This is a genomic window from Fusobacteria bacterium ZRK30 (genome assembly GCA_024628785.1).
Taxonomy (GTDB): Bacteria; Fusobacteriota; Fusobacteriia; order Fusobacteriales; family Fusobacteriaceae; genus Psychrilyobacter.
This window is the reverse complement of the sequence record CP102404.1, coordinates 622,178-641,713: the sequence shown is the minus strand read 5'-3', so window position 1 is coordinate 641,713 and position 19,536 is coordinate 622,178. Positions and strand designations below refer to the sequence as shown.

General features: G+C 31.7%; 24 protein-coding genes. 15 read left to right on the top strand and 9 right to left on the bottom strand.

Annotation, left to right across the window (positions count from 1 at the left end; all coding sequences use genetic code 11):
* Positions 1–260: 260 nt before the first annotated feature.
* Together NRK67_03135 and NRK67_03130 are read right to left on the bottom strand one after the other, a co-directional pair.
* A complete protein-coding gene (locus tag NRK67_03135) occupies positions 261–602 on the bottom strand; it encodes a hypothetical protein (protein UUV16915.1) in 342 nt (113 codons plus the stop codon).
* A gap of 634 nt (positions 603–1,236) precedes the next feature.
* Positions 1,237–1,422, bottom strand: a complete 186-nt coding sequence (locus NRK67_03130; GenBank protein ID UUV16914.1) for a hypothetical protein — start codon at positions 1,420–1,422, stop codon at positions 1,237–1,239.
* A 617-nt stretch (positions 1,423–2,039) separates the two neighbouring features.
* On the opposite strand from NRK67_03130, the gene NRK67_03125 reads away from it, so the two are divergent.
* The 6 genes from NRK67_03125 (at position 2,040) to NRK67_03100 (ending at position 5,528) form a co-directional block, all read left to right on the top strand.
* A complete protein-coding gene (locus NRK67_03125; GenBank protein ID UUV16913.1) occupies positions 2,040–2,282 on the top strand; it encodes a hypothetical protein in 243 nt (80 codons plus the stop codon).
* Positions 2,283–2,725: 443 nt separating this feature from the next.
* Positions 2,726–2,869, top strand: a complete 144-nt coding sequence (locus NRK67_03120; protein UUV16912.1) for a hypothetical protein — start codon at positions 2,726–2,728, stop codon at positions 2,867–2,869.
* A gap of 658 nt (positions 2,870–3,527) precedes the next feature.
* The gene (locus tag NRK67_03115; GenBank protein UUV16911.1) at positions 3,528–3,827 is read left to right on the top strand and encodes a hypothetical protein; all 300 of its coding nucleotides are present in this window, start codon (positions 3,528–3,530) and stop codon (positions 3,825–3,827) included.
* Positions 3,828–4,195: 368 nt separating this feature from the next.
* Complete coding sequence (locus tag NRK67_03110; protein UUV16910.1) at positions 4,196–4,336, top strand: zinc ribbon-containing protein; 141 nt, start codon at positions 4,196–4,198, stop codon at positions 4,334–4,336.
* A gap of 239 nt (positions 4,337–4,575) precedes the next feature.
* Positions 4,576–5,094, top strand: a complete 519-nt coding sequence (locus NRK67_03105) for an NUDIX hydrolase (protein ID UUV16909.1) — start codon at positions 4,576–4,578, stop codon at positions 5,092–5,094.
* 53 nt (positions 5,095–5,147) lie between these two features.
* The gene (locus tag NRK67_03100; GenBank protein ID UUV16908.1) at positions 5,148–5,528 is read left to right on the top strand and encodes a VOC family protein; all 381 of its coding nucleotides are present in this window, start codon (positions 5,148–5,150) and stop codon (positions 5,526–5,528) included.
* Positions 5,529–5,986: 458 nt separating this feature from the next.
* On the opposite strand, the gene NRK67_03095 is transcribed toward NRK67_03100, so the two are convergent.
* Together NRK67_03095 and NRK67_03090 are read right to left on the bottom strand one after the other, a co-directional pair.
* The gene (locus NRK67_03095) at positions 5,987–6,178 is read right to left on the bottom strand and encodes a hypothetical protein (GenBank protein ID UUV16907.1); all 192 of its coding nucleotides are present in this window, start codon (positions 6,176–6,178) and stop codon (positions 5,987–5,989) included.
* A gap of 84 nt (positions 6,179–6,262) precedes the next feature.
* Entirely contained in the window at positions 6,263–6,484 is a 222-nt protein-coding gene (locus NRK67_03090; protein UUV16906.1) for a hypothetical protein, read from the bottom strand.
* A gap of 967 nt (positions 6,485–7,451) precedes the next feature.
* Here NRK67_03090 and NRK67_03085 point away from each other — a divergent pair.
* The 3 genes from NRK67_03085 (at position 7,452) to NRK67_03075 (ending at position 9,113) form a co-directional block, all read left to right on the top strand.
* Positions 7,452–8,078, top strand: a complete 627-nt coding sequence (locus NRK67_03085) for a hypothetical protein (GenBank protein ID UUV16905.1) — start codon at positions 7,452–7,454, stop codon at positions 8,076–8,078.
* 341 nt (positions 8,079–8,419) lie between these two features.
* Positions 8,420–8,560 carry a zinc ribbon-containing protein gene (locus NRK67_03080; protein UUV16904.1) on the top strand — a complete coding sequence of 47 codons (141 nt, stop codon included), beginning with the start codon at positions 8,420–8,422 and terminating at the stop codon, positions 8,558–8,560.
* 91 nt (positions 8,561–8,651) lie between these two features.
* On the top strand, positions 8,652–9,113 hold the full coding sequence (locus NRK67_03075) for a methylated-DNA--[protein]-cysteine S-methyltransferase (protein UUV16903.1): 462 nt from the start codon (positions 8,652–8,654) through the stop codon (positions 9,111–9,113).
* Positions 9,114–9,195: 82 nt separating this feature from the next.
* Here NRK67_03075 and ugpC read toward each other — a convergent pair whose 3' ends face one another.
* Both ugpC and NRK67_03065 read right to left on the bottom strand, forming a co-directional pair.
* Entirely contained in the window at positions 9,196–10,320 is a 1,125-nt protein-coding gene (gene ugpC / locus NRK67_03070) for a sn-glycerol-3-phosphate ABC transporter ATP-binding protein UgpC (GenBank protein UUV16902.1), read from the bottom strand.
* A gap of 33 nt (positions 10,321–10,353) precedes the next feature.
* Positions 10,354–11,346, bottom strand: a complete 993-nt coding sequence (locus tag NRK67_03065) for a LacI family transcriptional regulator (protein ID UUV16901.1) — start codon at positions 11,344–11,346, stop codon at positions 10,354–10,356.
* A 212-nt stretch (positions 11,347–11,558) separates the two neighbouring features.
* On the opposite strand from NRK67_03065, the gene NRK67_03060 reads away from it, so the two are divergent.
* The 3 genes from NRK67_03060 (at position 11,559) to NRK67_03050 (ending at position 13,624) form a co-directional block, all read left to right on the top strand.
* Complete coding sequence (locus NRK67_03060) at positions 11,559–12,119, top strand: acetate uptake transporter (protein UUV16900.1); 561 nt, start codon at positions 11,559–11,561, stop codon at positions 12,117–12,119.
* 193 nt (positions 12,120–12,312) lie between these two features.
* Positions 12,313–12,873, top strand: coding sequence for an acetate uptake transporter (locus tag NRK67_03055; GenBank protein ID UUV16899.1), 561 nt, complete (start codon positions 12,313–12,315; stop codon positions 12,871–12,873).
* Between the two features lie 127 nt (positions 12,874–13,000).
* Positions 13,001–13,624: a carbonic anhydrase gene (locus tag NRK67_03050; protein ID UUV16898.1), complete on the top strand. Its 624-nt coding sequence runs from the start codon at positions 13,001–13,003 to the stop codon at positions 13,622–13,624.
* A 64-nt stretch (positions 13,625–13,688) separates the two neighbouring features.
* Here the strand turns inward: NRK67_03050 and NRK67_03045 are convergent, their stop codons facing one another.
* From NRK67_03045 to dnaN, 3 genes are read right to left on the bottom strand one after another with little or no spacing between them, the layout of a single operon-like run.
* Positions 13,689–15,152: an aminoacyl-histidine dipeptidase gene (locus tag NRK67_03045; GenBank protein UUV16897.1), complete on the bottom strand. Its 1,464-nt coding sequence runs from the start codon at positions 15,150–15,152 to the stop codon at positions 13,689–13,691.
* Positions 15,153–15,189: 37 nt separating this feature from the next.
* Positions 15,190–15,336, bottom strand: a complete 147-nt coding sequence (locus tag NRK67_03040) for a hypothetical protein (GenBank protein UUV16896.1) — start codon at positions 15,334–15,336, stop codon at positions 15,190–15,192.
* 8 nt (positions 15,337–15,344) lie between these two features.
* Positions 15,345–16,436: a DNA polymerase III subunit beta gene (dnaN, locus tag NRK67_03035; protein ID UUV16895.1), complete on the bottom strand. Its 1,092-nt coding sequence runs from the start codon at positions 16,434–16,436 to the stop codon at positions 15,345–15,347.
* Positions 16,437–16,872: 436 nt separating this feature from the next.
* Here dnaN and NRK67_03030 point away from each other — a divergent pair, with 436 nt between their 5' ends.
* From NRK67_03030 to NRK67_03020, 3 genes are all read left to right on the top strand, one after another.
* The gene (locus NRK67_03030) at positions 16,873–17,388 is read left to right on the top strand and encodes a molybdopterin-dependent oxidoreductase (GenBank protein UUV16894.1); all 516 of its coding nucleotides are present in this window, start codon (positions 16,873–16,875) and stop codon (positions 17,386–17,388) included.
* A gap of 25 nt (positions 17,389–17,413) precedes the next feature.
* Positions 17,414–17,716 carry a molybdopterin-dependent oxidoreductase gene (locus NRK67_03025; GenBank protein ID UUV17757.1) on the top strand — a complete coding sequence of 101 codons (303 nt, stop codon included), beginning with the start codon at positions 17,414–17,416 and terminating at the stop codon, positions 17,714–17,716.
* A gap of 407 nt (positions 17,717–18,123) precedes the next feature.
* Complete coding sequence (locus tag NRK67_03020) at positions 18,124–19,509, top strand: asparaginase (GenBank protein UUV16893.1); 1,386 nt, start codon at positions 18,124–18,126, stop codon at positions 19,507–19,509.
* Positions 19,510–19,536: the final 27 nt, after the last annotated feature.

The window sequence follows — 19,536 nt, the reverse complement described above, 5'->3', positions numbered from 1 at the left end:
TTATCAAAAATAGATGTGCATGATGATATAAAAACTATTTAAAAGATGATGAAAGGAAATAAAAACAGCATTAGGACTGCCTTATTATACAAAAAAATTGAAATAACACAGGTTATTATAAAGATTAAATTAATTATACATTTGAAGTTAGATTTCTAGAAAAGTAAAGAATTTTATTTTAGAAAAATATATTATTTTCTCATAAAAAATCAGACAAGTAACTAAAGATTTTTAGCTGTTTGTCTGATAAATAATTTCTTCTATATATTTTTAATACTATATTCAAAAATACCGTTTTGGCTATAATAGTTTGTATTTTTTTTAACTCCATCTACATATTCATTCTCAAAAGATGCTTCTCTGATAATAGAATTACCTTCATTGTTTATATACTCCTTCTCATAATTTACTCTCATTTTACCTGTAAACGGTGTGTCCTTTCCAAGTTCGTAGTAAACCCCTTTTTTATATTGTAATCTTAACTCCGAAGAACCTCCTGCCTTGCTTATACTAGTTCCATTTAAACTGCTAGTATAGGGCATACTATACATAAAAATTCCCATTAAAACTACCCCTGTAAATAATAAAATCTTTTTCTTCATATAACTCCTCCTTTAGTATTGTTTTCTGTAAAATGATTATATGATGCATTTGTGAAAACTAGGTGAAGAAAAATAAAAAAGACCCAAATATAGAATGAGTCTTTTAAAAAATAAAAAAATCCGTTGAGGACAGATTTTTCTAGGTGGATTCTAATTTTTTAACTAGATTAGAATCTAATTCACATGAAATTTAGGAGAGAGAGTCTTAAAAACATGTGTTTCGAATCCACTTACTAAAATTTTATAACTAAATGTCCAAAAAAACAACATTGATAAACTAAATAAACTTTTAATTAACTAAACTAAACAACTATTTTCTTATTTTACTACTTATCTATATTTTTAAAGATATTCCAATTAAGTGGACCTCCTAAAACAAATCACTGCTACAGTATCTCTATGAATATATAAAAAAGGAGCTCTTATAAGAGCTCCAAATGTAATGAAACTCTTGGGAGAGAGAAAAGCATTTCATAAATGCAAAATTATTCATTACACAAACACTTTACTAGTGTTTACTTATTTATTCAACTTAAGAAATAATAAAATTTAAGAAGGAGAGGATATTAAGCCATTCACCATAAATATCTGAGAATAAAAAAGAGCTATAAATATAGCTCTAAAATAGTTTGATCTAAAGGTAATTACAACTTTTACAAAGGGTAGCATTTTTATATCCTCTAAACTCTGCAAATTGAGATGCAGCTTTATAATTTTTAAAAGTGCCTAAAAAAACATTAGAATTATTTAATAGAAGAGTACAGCTTCCTCTATGAATTTTGTTATTTTCAGTATCGATATAGTAGTCATAATACGTCATAATAAACCTCCTGTATTTTTTTCTTAATATTATTATAATACTGAACAAACAAAAAGACAAGGAGTAATCTATGGCAAAAAAAAGATATAACAATTATTATCCTCAGATAATTGATTATTGTAAGTTACCAATCTATAAAAGCACAGCAACAAGAAGATCCTTTAGCGTTAATATAACCTTGAGAGATCCCCATTAGTACAGCAGATTCTAAATTTTTATGAAGTCCTAAGTTAATATAAAATTTAAATTTAGTACGAAAAATTGGTGGTATATTAAGATGTTTTCTCAGTTGAGAACATTTCTTTGTGTGAATCTTATGAGTTTTAGTATCGATAAAAAAAATCATATGTAATCCTCCTATATTGTTTTCTGAAAGTATAACATAAAATCAAAGGAAATTCTAAGAATATAAATAATTTTCTAAGAATATAAGGTGGATATCAAGATAATTTATGTCTAAGAAGAGGATAGCCAGCTACCCAAGACTAAAACCTACCATGTAAAAGTATAACCCAAACAATAAAAGAGCTGAGAAAAGGTCTTATTATATATACAAAATTAGGAGCATACGCATAGATCAATGACCTGAGAGATATAAAAGGAGAGATATAAAATGGGTGACTGAGACAGAGTATGTGGAGAAAAATACACCAGATGGAAAAGTTATAAAGAATAAGAAGTCTCTAGATGCAGAGATCAGTACTATAAAGGTCAACAACTCTTTGGCTATAGTTGATATAACAGCCTCAGGCAAAGAGGTAGTCAAGGGGATGGAGAAAAATAAAAAAAGGGCTAAACAGCCCACTCATTTATTTTCTCCGGGCGCCAGAACAGCAATGAAGACAGCCATTAGCATTTGAAAAGCCTTTAGACTTTGCATCGCTTACTGCGTCATTAGGGTTCCCAAAACGACCTAGAAAACTTTTGTCTACGCTTTTCTGTGGAATATGTCGACACCCAAGCACATGAACTTGACTTGTTTTGAGATCAATACAATAGAGCATTAACGGACCTCCTTATTAGCTAGTATACCAAGAGTATAGCACAAAAAAGAATGGTAACAAAATAAAAAGGTAGTGTGAGGGCTTCAGAAAGCTTTGGGGTAGTGGGAAATCCGGGAGTTTTTTCGTGACAAAATTTTCATTTTGGAAAGTATGATGGAGTCTATTTACTCACTTTACCCATGATATTACCAGGGAATATATATGCAGTTTAAATATGAAAAGGAGGTTGGGCTTTTAATGGAGTTTAGGTTTTTAAGGGCTAGAAAGGTATCATCTATAAGTTATAACATGACTACAGCATGGTAGAATTTGATGATCCTCCTAGAGAGATTTCTAAACCTTTAAAAGTTTTAACAGATCATACAAATACAGAGAAAAATTATCCAGTGAGTGGTAAAGAAGAAGAAGAAGAAGATGTAGGAGCAATAAAACTTATTCTATAGATCTCCATAAACATAAAGATGCAGAAGACAGACTAACTACAATATTAGAATAGTATTTTTTCCATAGTAAAAGCCTTAACTCTAAGAAGTTAAGGCTTTCACAAAAATACACATACGATGATTAAACTTTGGGGAAGTCTAATCATTCAGATTATTACCTATAAATTAAAAAAAGTCAAATTTAAAAGTCATATATTTTAAATAGTGAAAATGAGGTAAGAACTAATGATAGAAACATTGGATGGGGATTTACACAGATCAATGGTATAAAAGTTAAAGAAGGCGATATTACAACCTTAAAAAAAGTAAATGTTGAACTTAAAAAATAATTAAGGTTATATGAAAAAATAGTCAAAAAAGCTATAATGACTTAAAAGATAAATCAAAACCAATATGCACTCTAGTCTCCCTTTGCTGCAATGTCGGAGGTTCTCGCTTTAGGAAATCTGACATAGTTAAGTTGGTAAATAATAAGAATTTTATAGGTCCATGCCGGATCTTTAATTTATGATCTAAGGCAGCCCCAAAAAGATCTAAAGGATTATTAAGAAGAAGAATGTCTGAAAGGAATTTATTCTACAGTTGACCAGATTCAATTGTAAAGGTCGCCCCTAAAAATTATAAAATTACATATAAAGAGATATAAGGAGTGTGAAGCATGAAAGAAATATTTACAAATCCATTTGTATTGAGCACATTGTTAGGTATTGTATTATTAATCTTACCTTCTCCATTAGTAAGAACAACAGGGAATAAAGGTGGTAATGCAATTGAAGAAGGAGGAAAAAAAGCCAGGAATATAGCTTACAAACTCCTCAATGAGTTTGCTGAAGGACTTAAAAACTCTGAGTATAATGGAAATATTAATTTAACTTCTAATGATCAAATAGATAGTGAATTAAATAAATATAGGATATCGCTTGGTTTGATGGAGTCAAAATCAAAGGAAAAGAAGTAGAGGGGGGGTTACAGGATTTGTCACAAGTGTATTAACGAGATGGATTTATTTTGCAGCTTTTGAAGCTTCTACTAAATAAGCAACTTTTAGGGAAAATAGTCAAATTAGATAACAGTATTTCTGTGTTCTATTGAATATTAATTTTTTTTAATTTAAATATTTACTTTTTATGATATGTAATGTATAATCCCTCAGGAGAGAGTTATATTTGATATAGAAACAAAAAAAAGTCAGTCCTTAGGAACTGTCTTTTTTGTTTTTAAAATTACTTTCCTTATAAAAAAATTAAGTTTTTAGTGCTTTTTTAAGTATTTTGATGTATACTCCTAAAGTAAGGAAATTATGATTTTTTTAGGAGGTGAAATCTTATGTACGTAACAAATGAAAAACCAGGGGTAGGTACTTATATGTGCATGATGTGTCACTTGGAACTAATAATAGAGACTGACAACGAGGAATTGCCAAGATGTCCAGATTGTGAAGGTGGAATCTATAAAAAGGTGGATTAGTCCGCCTTTTTATTTTCATTTTTTCTTCATTTTTTTTGGGGGGTCTTCTCAATATTGGAATTTCCTACCTTGAACTTTTTTTCTGCAGCAGAGAGTATATTCCAAGGCTTTTTTTATAGGTGAAAGATCTTTTAGTTTTAAGGTCTTAGAAAATGATGGTTTTGCAGTGATTGACATTTTACAGGGTAATTAAACGAGGTAGAATAGATAAAAACTAAAACTTTATAAGGAGGTCAACTATGAAAAAAGAATGGCATAAACATTACGGTGTTTACGGTGTAGCTTATGAAAATTCTAAAATTTTACTAATAAATAAAGTAAAAGGGCCGTATATTAATAGATTTGATCTGCCAGGAGGAGGTTTAAACGAAGATGAATCTATTATTCAACACCTTCAAAGAGAGTTTATAGAAGAAACAGGTTATGAAATAGAAGTTCTGGAATCTTTAGGAATACAAGACTTCAAAATCAAAGAAGCATATTTAAACTATAAATTTATTCATCATATAGCTATATTTTATTCAGTGAAATTAAAAGAAAAAGTTAAAGATATCTCCAGTGAAATCAATGTCTATGGAAACAACGAAATTAATGATTCTGACGGGATATCCTGGAAAAATCTAAATGAACTATCTATTGAAAATTCATCTCCACTTGTAATGAAAGTATTATCAGAACTGAAAAAAAAATTTAAAAACAAAGGTTTTCCCAGTGATTTAATAAAATATAATGACTGGAAAAGAAAAGAAGTTCAATAAGGAGGATACAAATAGAGACATCAAAACAACCAATATTTAAAAACATAGACTGTGTGCAATTTTATATTCCTAATTTACAGGATGGATTAGAATATTATTGCAATAACCTTGGATTGAAAATTATATGGAAATCTGATTCAGCAATAGGTCTTGGAATGAGCGAAGGAATAACGGAAATTGTAATCCAAAATGAGCGAAAGGCACAAGAGATTGATATTAAAGTAGAATCAGTAATAGATACAATTGTAGAAATAAAAAAAGCAGGTGGAGAAGTTATATGTGGACCTTTTGACATAAAAATAGGAAAATGTGCTGTTGTAAAAGATCCTTGGGGTAATCAATATGTAATATTAGATGCTACAAAAGGCACTTTTATTACTGATGATGAAAGAAATATTATTGGACAAAATAATACCTCAATTAAAAAATATTGAACAAGGGGGCTGTTTTTACGCTCATTTTTATTTTTTATAGGGGAAATATGAACGGAAAGAATAAATGAAATTAAAACAAACTCAGATGAAATCCATGGAGAAGATCAAAAAAAAACAGCTGCACGAGAAAATAAAAAAAGCTCTTAAAATAGTCGTTTAAGAGCCTTCTTTATACAATGGTTGTAATGACTTCCCTTGGGGAGGGAGTAGTATTAAATTGATACTACAATACTCATTACAATCATATTTTATAGTTATTTAACAAAAAAAACAACTTAAACGTTATCGATATTAATTAAGTTTATTAATGGTATTAATTAAATTAAGCAGATAAGGAGGGGATATGATAGAGCTAGACAGAGGATCTATATCAATGAGGGAGGATAAAGGAATTAATAGATCAGAGAAAATTTCCAGGAATAATAAAAAGAGCTGCTAAGCAGCTCTTTTTATTATTTTTAAGATAATATATTACAAGACTTACAGACATAAGCCTTTTTAAATCCTTTAGATTTAGCATTTACCAATGCTACATCCAAATCCCTATAGATCCCTAGATAAAGTTTATTTTCAGCAGATATATGATTACAGTCAGATTGGTGTATTTCGCAAGTTTTAATATCAATATAAAAATCAATATAATAGATCATAGAAGTCACCTCCTTTTTCGTTCTAAAATTATATCACAAAAGTAATAAAATTGTAAACTATGTGTTAAAGAAGATCTTTGAAAGTTACCAGCCTATCGAAGTACAACAGCAGGAAGAACATCTAGCATTGATATAGCCTCTAGAAATTCCACTCATTATGACAGATTCTAAATTTTTGTGAAATCCTAAATTAATATAAAATTTAAAATCAGCATAAAAAGCTGAAGATATCCCAAGTTGTTTTGGTAATATAGAACATTTAGATGAGTGAATTTCTTGAGTTCTAACGTTGATAAAAAAGTGCATAATTATCCCCCCTATGTTGCAGTTTTAGAAAGTATAACAATAAAAATTAAAAATTAAAAGAAAAATTTAAGAAACACTTAATAAAACTAATTTTTAACTAAGTTTAAAGGTGAACATTAGGAGCTTTAGAGCTATATGTGCAGCTCACTCCTAACAAGTTTGAAAAGATTAAAAAGGCTAAAAGAGGGGAGCTAAGGAAGGTGTGACTAAGACATAAATTGCGGGACACACCTGTTAGAGATCGAGTGTGTGGGAGATATTGATATAAAAGGTGCTAAGAATATAAATACACCTTCTAAAAATATAGTGATGACAACTGATAAATTAACAATATAGAGCAAACAATAAAAGCCTTCACTTCGCAAGTCAAGGCTTTTAAATGGTAATTAACATGAAGATCTAAAGGTCTTCTTATTCAAAGTATTCATCATAAACTGCAAAAAAGCAAATTTATTTTAGTAATAATTATTAATAAATAGTAAAAGCCTTAACTCTAGGAAGTTAAGGCTTTTAAAAGGGAAAAGAATATATGAAAAACTATATTCATATGTATTATTCCCTACAAATTACAAAAAATCAATTAAATAAAAAAAACAGAAAAAATTCTGTTTTTTTTTTTGCAAAACAATTTTGAGGCATTGAATACTTTAGTATAGTATCTTTAAATGCTCAAAAAGTCAAATTTAGGGTTCATATTTACTAAATAACGAAATCCAGATGAGAACAATGATAAGAAGATTAAGAGTGATTAAGGTATAAATAGTTACGGAATGAAGGCGTATCAGCACTCTGCTGGAGTTTAGAGTGGTTGGATGGAGGTTTACTCAAATCAATGGCATAAAATTCAAAGGAGACGATATTATGACCTAAAAAAGATGGACATAGAGCTAAAAAATTGATTTTATGATTATTTTAAAGCATACTTAAATAGTGATTGATATCCTTAAAAAAATAGGAGGAGGAAGAAATGAAAAAATTATTATTTATTTTAATTCTTAGTTTTAATTTGATTATTTATGGAGACACAATCAATGGAAACTTCAATGGTGAACAGATTATCTATTATGAAAATGGAAAACTTCTACACAAAGGAAATTTTAACCAAGGGAAAGATCATGCAGAATCAACTACCTCTTACTATGGGGATGGGAAGATCATAGATAAAGAAACCAAAGATGGTATTGTCCGTTACGAAAATGGAAAACTTCTACACAAAGGAGATTTTAACCAGGGGAAAGATCATGCAAAATCAACTACCTCTTATTATGGAGATGGGAAGATCATAGATAAAGAAACCAAAGATAGTATTGTCCGTTACGAAAATGGAAAACTTCTACACAAAGGAGATTTTAACCAAGGGAAAGATCATGCAGAATCAACTACCTCTTATTATGGAGATGGGAAGATCATAGATAAAGAAACCAAAGATGGTATTGTCCGTTACGAAAGTGGAAAACTCCTATACAAAGGAGATTTTAACCAGGGGAAAGATCATGCAGAATCAACTACCTCTTACTATGGAGATGGGAAGGTCATAGATAAAGAAAAAAAAGAAGGAGCTCTCCGTTACGAAAGTGGAAAACTTAAGCATTAAGAAAATTATAAAAAATAATTGTAAATCAAATAAAATAGGGGAGAAAAATGAAGAATAAAATTATAGGGACAATTTTATTACTATTAATTTTGGCAGAGGATCAGCAAAAATTAACTTAAGAGATTTTTATGGAGCTATAAAGAATTTATTCTATAATAGTGGTTTTTTATTTCTACTAAATATTTAAAAATTATCTTTAGCTAATCTACTTGATAATTTTTAAACTTTTTAGCGATTTTATAAGTTTTTTAGTGATTTTATAAGCTTTTTGATGTATACTCCTATAAGTGATATAATTTAAGACTCCAAGTCTTTAAGATTTTTTAGGGGGGTGAGGTCCTGTGTACGCAACAGGTGAAAAACCAGGTGAAGGAACTTATATTTGTACTATGTGCAGTCTAGAGATAATAATAGATAGCGATAGTGAGGAGTTACCGAGATGTCCAGACTGTAATGCTACTTTCTACAATGAGATAATTTAAAAGGGTGGGTTGATCACCCTTTTTTATTATTCAAAATTAAATATTTGATAATTATGATATACTTTATCTAACAGAAATTGGAGGTGTTAACTTGAAAGGAAGAATCTATTTAGAACATGATTTTCTTGGTATCATTGAGATCACCGAGGAAACTGATGGAATAAGCGGTATTCATTTTTTAGATAAAAAAAAGAATGAGGAGATATCCAGCCCTGAAGTGATTAAGTGTAAAAAAGAATTAGAAGAATATTTTGAAAAGAAAAGGACTACATTTACCATAAATATTGATTTTAAAGGCGGTACAGAATTTCAAAGGGCATGCTGGAAAGCTATGTATAAGATCCCCTATGGAAAAACCATCTCTTATTCAGAAGAAGCTCAATCTATCAACAATCCTAAAGCTGTAAGGGCTGTAGGAGGTGCAAATGGAAAGAATCCAATTTCAATCATAGTTCCCTGACACAGAGTCATAGGTAAGTCGGGTAAACTTACAGGATTTGCATCTGGTATTTGGAGGAAAGAATATCTTCTTAAATTAGAGAAAGGAAATTAATAAAAAAGCGACGTGTCGTTATGTCTAGACAGGTATATAAAGAAGAGGCTTGACCCATTGGGTCAGCCTCTTTTTAATTTATTTATACTAGAGATATATTTTCATCTGTTTCATAGTCAAAGATATGACACTTCTCCATATCAAACCAGAAATTATAATTTTTTCCGTTTCCTGTTTCTTTCACGTTTTCAGAGGTTAATCTAGCAGAATATTGAATTCCATCTATTGTAAAGTAGATAAACTCCTCATTTCCCATTTGCTCTACGATAGAGATCTTCCCAGTTATATATTCATCCTTCTCTGGATGAGTTTCATGAGATCCAATATGCTCCGGTCTGATTCCAAACCATACCTTCTTCCCTACAGAATCTTTTACTTTTTCTGCCTTCTCCTCAGGGAGGTGCAAGATTGTTTCCCCTACTTTAACAGCAACCTTACCTCCATCCATCATTAATTCAGATGGAATGATATTCATAGATGGTGATCCGATAAATCCTGCAACAAATTTATTCTTTGGCCTGCTGTATAAGTTGATAGGAGTATCCACTTGTTTGATTACACCATATTCTAATACACAGATTCTGTCTCCCATTGTCATAGCTTCTACCTGATCATGGGTAACATATACCATAGTAGCAGGCTGTCCGGCATCTTTTAATTCCTGGTGTAATTGAGTAATTCTAACCCTCATAGATACCCTTAATTTTGCATCCAGGTTTGATAATGGTTCGTCAAATAGGAAAACTTCAGGTTTTCTGACGATGGCTCTTCCTACTGCTACCCTCTGTCTCTGTCCCCCAGACATCTCTTTGGGTTTTCTATCCAATAGGTCAGTTATCTCTAATTTTGTAGCTGCATCCCTTACTCTTTCATCTATCTCAGCTTTAGGTAATTTTTGTAATTTTAGACCAAATGCCATATTTTCATAGCAAGTCATATGGGGATAAAGTGCATAGTTTTGGAATACCATGGCAATTCCTCTATCCTTAGGAGGCAGTTCATTTACAACTTGATCTCCTATGATTACCTCTCCACCTGTAATATCTTCTAAACCAGCAATCATTCTAAGAGTTGTAGATTTTGCACAACCAGACGGACCGACAAATACCATAAATTCTCCATCTTTAATATCTAAATCTATTCCATGAACTGCTTTAAATCCATTTGGATATGTTTTTTCTACTTTTTTTAATTTTACTACTGCCATTTTTATCCCCCTGTATATATTATTTAATAATTATTAATTTTTATCTCCTGCACTTTCCCTTAATACTATATTTAAATCTATTGATTGATTCCTCAAAAAAGTTTTCCCCTCTATCTCATCAAAGATCATCTGTACTGCTACTATTCCCTTAGTAGAGAAATTTAGATCTACAGAAGAGAGAGTAGGAGTTGTATACTGGCATGAATCGATGTTATCAAATCCTATAATTTTTATATCTTCTGGTATTCTTTTACCATTTTTTAATAGAGATGAGATCATCCCAAATGCCATTATGTCAGAAGCTATACATAAACCATCTATATCGGTTTCAGATATTACTTCTCCCAATGCCAGGCCTCCTTCATAGGTCGGCTGATCCAGGTATAGCCTCTCCTCTCCCAGGGAATACTCCATAAGAGCACTTTGGTATCCCAGGTATCTCCTGCTATGAACCTCTATATCTTCACTCCCCACAAAGGCTATATTTTTACAACTATTTTTAGCCAAGATCTCAGTAGCATTAAATCCTCCAATAGTATCATCGCTATTAATATAATTAACACCATAGAGATTGTTCTTATAGTTATCTATAAAAACTACGGGAATGTTTAATTTTTTTAATTCTTTTTCTTTCAAAGTATCTATATCCCCAATGATGATGATACCCTCCAGATCTCTTTTTAACGACCACTCTAAGATATCCAGCTCTTTCACATTATTTCCAATTACCAGATCATATGATTTTTTTGAAAGTTCAAAGGTTATTGAATTCAGAATTTTTTGGTATGAATTGTTTTTTCGAAAGATATCGTTTTCAACAGGAAATAAGATTCCAACTAGATTAGATTTCTTACTAACTAAGGTTCTTGCAGCCTGATTAGGTTTATATCCTACTTCTTCCATCAGATTAAATATCTTTTTTTGAGTTTCTATACTACATTTCCCCTTTCCATTTATAACATTAGAAACAGTAGATACAGAGAACCCGGATTTTTTAGCAATATCTTTAATTGTTAACTTTCCCATTTTCACCGCCTTCAGGTAAAACGTTTTACCTAGGATTAGTATACTATACTTTTTACGAAAATCAAACTTTTTTTTCCACAACAGCTCTTTTTTCATCATTTTAGACCATTTAAGTGTAAAAATCATACACAGATACTAAAAAAACTTGCACTAACTCAAAAAAAATGATACTATACCCTGTAAAATCATTATATTTAGGAGGAACAATTACAATGGAAAGATCAATTAAAGATACCACTGCCAATCCAGCACCTTTAGGGCTTTTAGGATTTGGAACAACAACTTTATTATTAAATTTACACAACGCAGGTTTATTTGGATTAAATGACATGATCTTAATGATGGGACTTTTTTACGGAGGATTTGCACAAATAATTGCAGGTATCCAGGAAAATAAAAAAGGGAACACGTTCGGAGCCACAGCATTTACTTCTTATGGGGCTTTCTGGTGGACATTAGTTGGAATTTGGGTATTAAACAAAGCTGAATATCTAGCTGCTAACAGTTTAGCTCTTGGTTCTTATATGTTTGTATGGGGTCTTGTTACATTTATCTTCTTCATCGGTACATTAAATGGAGCTACTATAGGAAAGATAGTTTTCGGTACATTAACTATTTTATTCATATTATTAGGATTCCACTTTGTACTTGAAAGTGCATTATTCGGTACATTAGCTGGATACGTAGGAATCATCTGTGGTTCTTCAGCAATTTATGAAGCAGCAGGATTAATTTTAAACGAAAAATACGGTAAACAAATATTACCACTATAATCAAGAGAGGCTTATCCCGGTTAGGGACAGCCTCTTTTTTTATGGTTATTTGAAAGTATGATTTTTTTCTCTCTCCTAATTTAACAATTCTTAAAGTTTAATAAAGATTTAATCAATCAAATTAAAGTTGTTCTACTCCTGAATAAATGGTACAATTTTCTGTAAAATCATAATATAGGAGGAACAAATTACAATGGAAAGAATAGTTAAAGATACTACGGCTAATCCAGCACCTTTAGGGCTTCTGGGTTTTGGAGCTACAACTTTGTTATTAAATTTACACAACGCAGGTTTATTTGGACTAAATGATATGATCATGATGATGGGACTTTTTTATGGAGGATTTGTACAGATAATTGCAGGTATCCAGGAAAATAAAAAAGGTAACACATTCGGAGCCACAGCATTTACTTCTTACGGTGCTTTCTGGTGGACATTAGTCGGAGTCTGGGTATTAAACAAGAGCGGGTATATGGCAGCTGATCATATTGCTTTAGGCTCTTATATGTTTGTATGGGGGATAGTTACGCTGATCTTCTTTATAGGAACTTTAAACGGTCCAACTATCGGTAAAATAGTTTTTGGATCGGTAACTCTTTTATTCATACTATTAGGGCTGCACTTTTTCTTTGAAAGCGCATTGCTTGGAAAAATTGCAGGATATGTAGGAATCGTAGCAGGTTTATCTGCTATGTATGAAGCCGCTGCACTAATTTTAAATGAAAAATATGGGAAAGTAATACTACCCTTGTAATAGATATGGCCTGTAAAATTTTACAGGCCTATTTATTTATATTTTTTTATCATCTCGCTGAATTTTCTAATTTTTTTTTATAAAATGTGCTATAATATGGATTAGTTAGATCATAGAGGAGGTCGTTATGGAAAAATTATTAAAGGGACATCAAAAATTTAAAGAGATAAAATTCAAAAAAAATAAAGATTTATATTTAAAATTAGTAAAAGATGGGCAGCATCCAGGAACATTGTTTATAGGGTGCAGCGATTCCAGAGTAATTCCGGGCTTGATTACAGGATCTAAACCTGGTGAGCTTTTTACCATTCAAAATGTAGGAAACTTCGTAGCTCCTTATAAACCTGATGAAGATTATCACTCAACAGCTTCAGCAATAGAATATGCAGTGTCAGTCTTAAAGGTAGACGACATAATAGTTTGCGGACATTCCCATTGCGGAGCTATCAAATCCCTCTATAAGGATTTAGATAAAGAGGTAGATTTAGTTCATACAAATAAATGGCTGGAATTAGGTAATGAAGCCAAAAAAGTAGCACAATTAGTAGGAGGATCAGAGGAAGAAAAACTTATTAATACAGAAAAACTCTCTGCTATGTTTCAGCTGGAGAACTTATTGACATACCCGGCAGTAAAAAGAAGAGTCGACGAGGGTTCATTACACCTTCATGTATGGTATTACAAGATAGAAACAGGTGAGATAGAGTATTATGACGATATCAAAGGATCATTCATTCCTATGGACAATTAAAAAACAAAAGATAAAAGGGGTTGTCTCATAGACACCCCTTTTAGTTTATATAATCTATTTAATTTTATAAATAATCTTTAGACGATTTTAATAGATCTAAGAAATATTTCCATACATTCTCAACTGAAGATATAGATAGTTTCTCTTCTGGAGTATGAACATCAAACATATTCGGACCAAATGAGATCATATCACAATCAGGTAATTTTTCACCTAATAATCCACACTCTAACCCTGCATGGATAGCTTTGATCCCGGCTTTTTTACCAGTTGATTTCTCATGAACTTCCAGTGCCATATCCTGTAATTTTGAATTAGGATTAAACTTCCAAGCAGGATAAGTAGCTCCTTGTTCAAATTTGGCTCCTGTAACCACTGCAAGGGTCTCAACTTCCTTTGTTAATAAAGCTTTAGCAGCGTCTACAGAACTTCTAATAGCCGATTGTAACACAACACCTGCATCTTCTGTAGTAAGGACACCTAAGTTAAGTGAAGTCTCCACCAATCCCTCTATATCCAAACTCATTCTTTGAACACCGTTGGGATATAAAAATAGAGTGTTGATAACTCTGTTAGTTGTCTCCAGATCCATGACCTTAGAACTTTCTAACCCTTTTACCTCTGTTATACTAATCTTAACTCCTGCATCTGAAACTCTTAACTCCTCAACTATATCTTTAGCTACATCAGCTAAAATTTCATTTAAAGTTTCTATATCTTTCTTTGCTACAGAGATCAATGCATCTCCCTCACGAGGAATAGCATTAGTTTTTGATCCGCCATTTATCTCTATTAGGTTGATAGTCAATTTATCAGATACAGCCTTTAATATTCTGGCCATGATCTTATTTGAGTTCCCTCTCTGTAATTGAATCTCCATCCCTGAATGACCACCAAATAACCCTCTAACACTTATATTAAAGAATGAATCCAATGCAGCATCAGTATATGTCACAGGAATTGTAAGAGTCGTTCTATTACCACCTGAACAGCTTACATAGATCTCTCCCTCTTCCTCTGTGTCTATATTAAATAAATATTTACCATCCAATAAATTCCCGTCTAAAGCAATAGCTCCAGACATCCCTGTTTCCTCATCAGAAGTAACTAATACTTCTAATTTTGGATGGGGAATATCCTTTGAATCTAATACAGCCAGTGCAAAAGCAACAGCTATACCATTGTCGGCACCTAAGGTAGTTCCCTTAGCTTTTATAAAATCTCCATCGATTAAAAGGTTCAACCCTTCCTTTTCAAAATCAAATTCAGTATCTAGATTCTTTTCCCAGACCATATCCATATGTCCCTGGATAATTATAGCCGGTACCTCCTCATATCCCGGAGTAGCATCTTTTTTTATAATTACATTAAGAGCCTCATCCTGGATAGTCTCTAATCCTCTGGATTTTCCAAAATTTGCTAAATATTCACTTATTTGTTCTTCATGCTTTGACCCTCTAGGAATAGCACTGATCTCCTCGAAAAAATTGAATACCTTTTCAGGTTTTAAACCAGATAAAACGTTCATACTTGTCTCCCCCCGTATATTTAAATTAATGTTGTTGCTATAAATTATCGATTAACTCCTCAAGCTCCTCTTTGTCCTTAATATTCAGATCATATCCTGATTCTAAAATCTTCAAAACATTGGATTCACAGCCTGTCATGGAATTTTTTAGTATTTTAATTAACATTCTTTTATAAAAATCCATATTTCCTCCTAATCTCTAAGGGCTAACGGCATTAAAATATAAGTATAGTTGTCATTATCCATCTCTTTTAGGATAAACATCGAACTGGCATTGGTAGCCTTGATAATTATATTTTTTTCTATATTATTTAAAAAATCTTCTATAAACTTTACATTTAAGGAAGCTTTGAAGTTATCGCCTTCTTTGATTGTATCTAGCTTTTGCGTAGTTTTAGCACTTCCAGAAGATACCGATATTTTCAGTTTATTCCCATTAAAATCAAAATATGCACCATTTTTTGTCTCTTGATTTCTTTTGGCAATAGTAAGAACTTTTTTTAGTGCTGATTTTAATTCTTTTAAATTCATCTCAATTGTCTTACTAGAGTTCATACTGCCTAAAATAGCATTGTAATCGGGGAATGCCAGGTCTACCAATCTGATGGAAAAAACTAATTTTTCAGATTTCACTCTCAACTGACTTCCGTCAATAAAGAAATTTAAGGTTTCCTTGCTCCCTCTGAAAAGTTTGCTTAGAATAGTAGCTCCCTCTAAGGGGATAGATATCTCTTTGTTCAGTTTAGTCTCACTCTCTAGAACATAGTGGGTAAGTCTGTATGAATCTGTAGTGATCAAATAAATTTTATTGTCCTCTAATTTCATCCTAATGGTATTAATAGCTAAATTTTCAGGAGTCATAGAAGCTGAAAATAATACCTTATCAAAAGCTTCTACCAATGTATTCGCCTCAATATCTAAAAGTGAATCACCACCCAATATATTTAATTTTGGATATTCATCACTGTCCAGAGTTGTAAATTCGGCGTTATGGATAAACAACTTGTTTTCAGTGGCACTGACCTCTATCTCATCCTGATTTAATAATTTTATATATTCTAAAACCAATCCAATTTTAAAGACAACAATTCCTTCCTCTATAATTTCACCTTTTAAATATGACTTTATAGTCGTTTCTAGTGTTGTTCCGGTAAATCTAATTTCATTATTTTTTACTTCTAATTTAGCCCCTGATATTACAGGTCTTATGGAATTATCCTTAATCACTAAAGATAAGTCACTTAGGTTGTGAATCAATTCGTTTCTATTGATTTTGATTTTCATTTCTACCTCCAAAAAATCCTTTATGCAAATTTATAGTATATCCATCATAGGACTATAATTTTTTTAGGATTGTATTCCTTGTGTTTACTGCCTTTTATAATTAGCTCTGTATTCGTTACATTATACAACATCGACAGGTATTTTTCTATGATTAGGTATAAATTTTTAGTAATACTTATATATATATCACTTTTTTGAATTTTTGACTCCGTTATTGTTTCTTCTTTTTCTATTCTTTGACACGATTTATTGATCACTATTGTCCGTTTTTTTAGTCAACGCTAATTTAACATTCTAAAATGGTATCTCGATCTAATCCATCTAAACATTATTTTGTATATTCATATTTAACAAAAATTTATTTTTTTAATTTCGACTTAACATTTAAATTAAAGTAAAATATGATAATTATCTTTAGGAGGTGAAAATATTTAATATGAAATTAGAGAAATTTAGCAGCAGTTGCCCTTTGGATTGCTATGATATGTGTAAGTTTGATGTCTATAAAAGTGAGGGAAAGGTTGTAAAAATCCTTGGAAGCAAGGAAAATTCATTTACAAAAGGTATAATTTGTCCTAAAGGGATAAAGCATATGGAAAGACTATACAGCAAGGACAGGATAAAAAAACCTCTAATGAAGATAGATGATACCTGGAAGGAGATCTCCTTTGAAAAAGCTGTTGATATTGTAAGTGAGAGGCTAGCCTGTTACAAGGAAAACCATGGAAGTTCTTCAGTTCTCCATTATTTTCAGTCTGGAACGACAGGCTTTCTTAAAAAAATTGAAGATGTTTTCTTCAACTTTTATGGGGGTATAACCACTTCCAAAGGAAGTACATGCTGGGGAGCCGGCAATCAAGCTCAGGAGTATGATTTTGGAGGGAAGAGAAGCAGTAATATAAATGATATATTAAACTCTAAAATAGTAATACTATGGGGAAAACCCATTTAATACATCTATCCACCTCCATGAAAGGATCCTCGCTGCCAGAAAAAATAACGTAAAGATAGTAACAGTGGACCCTAGAATAAACGAATCCAGTAAGTTTGCAGATATTCATATCTCCCCTAATCCTTCAACAGATGGTGCTCTGGCCATGGCAGTAACAAAGTATATTATCCACAACAAGGGATATGAAAAAGAATATTTAAAAAAACATGTAGTGGGATTTGAAGAATATTTTAAATATCTAAATGGTCTTACTATGGAATACCTTGTTAAGGAAACGGGAGTATTCAGTGCAGTGTCTATCCTGATAAAACACTTCCTGAAGACTTAGTTTATATGTTCTCCGGCTGGCACCATAAACATGGAAATCCAAATTTCCTTACTTTTAACGGGTCTTCCGAGATGGGAGGACAGGCTGCATTTTATGACACTTTTATAAAGATAGATAAGGTCTATTAATTTAAAAAAGAAAATGATCCTTTTAAATGAAACAAGTAGAAGAAGAGTTTGGAGTTAATGTAAAAATTTTAAATCTGTGAAATCCTGTATCAAAAACGATAACTCTTTTACTCAATACTAAAGTTTTTTGGTTCATTGTCAGCTTTTGAAATGAATCAATCAAAAAAAATACAATTTTCTAAAAAACACTTCCATATATCAAAAAAAAAAAGTATAATAATATGTACAAAAAAAATAAAGAGTAACATTTATACAAACTATAATAATTGGAGGAGTGGGATGAAAAAAGTACTAGTAATTAATACAGGTGGAACCATTGGAATGGTTCATATTGAGAAAGGAAATCCATTGAGCCCGTTAAAACCCGCAGAAGATTGGAATGAGATTGCGGCAAATTATCCACTTTTAAATAATTTTGATACTGGATATATTCAGGTAAAAGAACTTATCGATTCTTCAGACATGAATCCAAAAATTTGGATTGAGATAGCCCAGATAATAGAAAAAAATTATGACATATATTGTGGATTTGTTGTTTTACATGGGACAGACACAATGGCTTTTACAGCTTCTGCCCTCTCATTTATGCTGAATAACTTGAGTAAACCTGTAGTCTTAACCGGATCTCAGGTACCTCTTGAAAATCCCAGAAGTGATGCACTTCAAAACCTGGTAACGGCTATCCAGATAGCAGGATCAGAGTTATACAACATCACTTTAGTTCCTGAAGTCTCTATCTTCTTTAGAGATCATCTCCTTAGAGGAAACAGATCCAGAAAGTTAGATGCAAGTAACTACTACGGTTTTTCAACACCTAACTACCCAAATTTAGGAGTAGCAGGATCAGATATAAAGATAGATAAATCAAAAATTAGAAAACCATCGGAAAAAGAGTTCTTTGTAGATTATTCAATGGATACAAATGTATTGGTCTTTGATATATTTCCGGGATTCAACCCTGAAATATTAAAGAAGATATTTAAAACCAATGATATCAAGGGACTTATCTTAAAAACCTATGGAAATGGAAACGCTCCTACAAGTGATGCTTTCGTTTCTGTTATCAAAGAAATCATAGATTCAGGTGTTACCGTTGTGAATATCAGCCAATGCCCTACTGGGATGGTTAAAATGGGGCTCTATGATGCCAGCACAAGACTTTTAGATGCAGGGGTAGTCAGTGGTATGGATCTTACTCCGGAAGCAGCTATTGCCAAACTTATGCACCTTTTAGGGAAGGGAATGGACAGTAAATCTATTGGAGAAGCTATCCAGCTTGATATCTGTGGAGAGCAGAGTCTAGACCTTCTTACTTACCGGCTGGATGATGCCAATGAAGGAGTTACTTCTAAATCATTTGAGATAGTTCTTCCAGGGGAGGTAGATCCCTCTAAGATAAAAAGAACCAGATTTAGAGTTAGAAATATAAGCTCTTCCGATCCCATAGATCTAAGTGTAACTATTAAGGGAGAAACTGAGTTACCTCTAATAAATTCCATAAAAACTTTAACCAGAGATGGGGAGACAGCTGATTTTTTAATTAGTTTCGATCATTCTACCGCTCAGATTTTAGAAGAAGGCACAAAAATTTATTTCAATATTGAATCCCAGAGAAAAATTTCTTGGGATAGGGTAGTCTTTGAAATTTTTATAGACAAGTATTAAAAACAAAAAGTGATAGATTAAGTATGC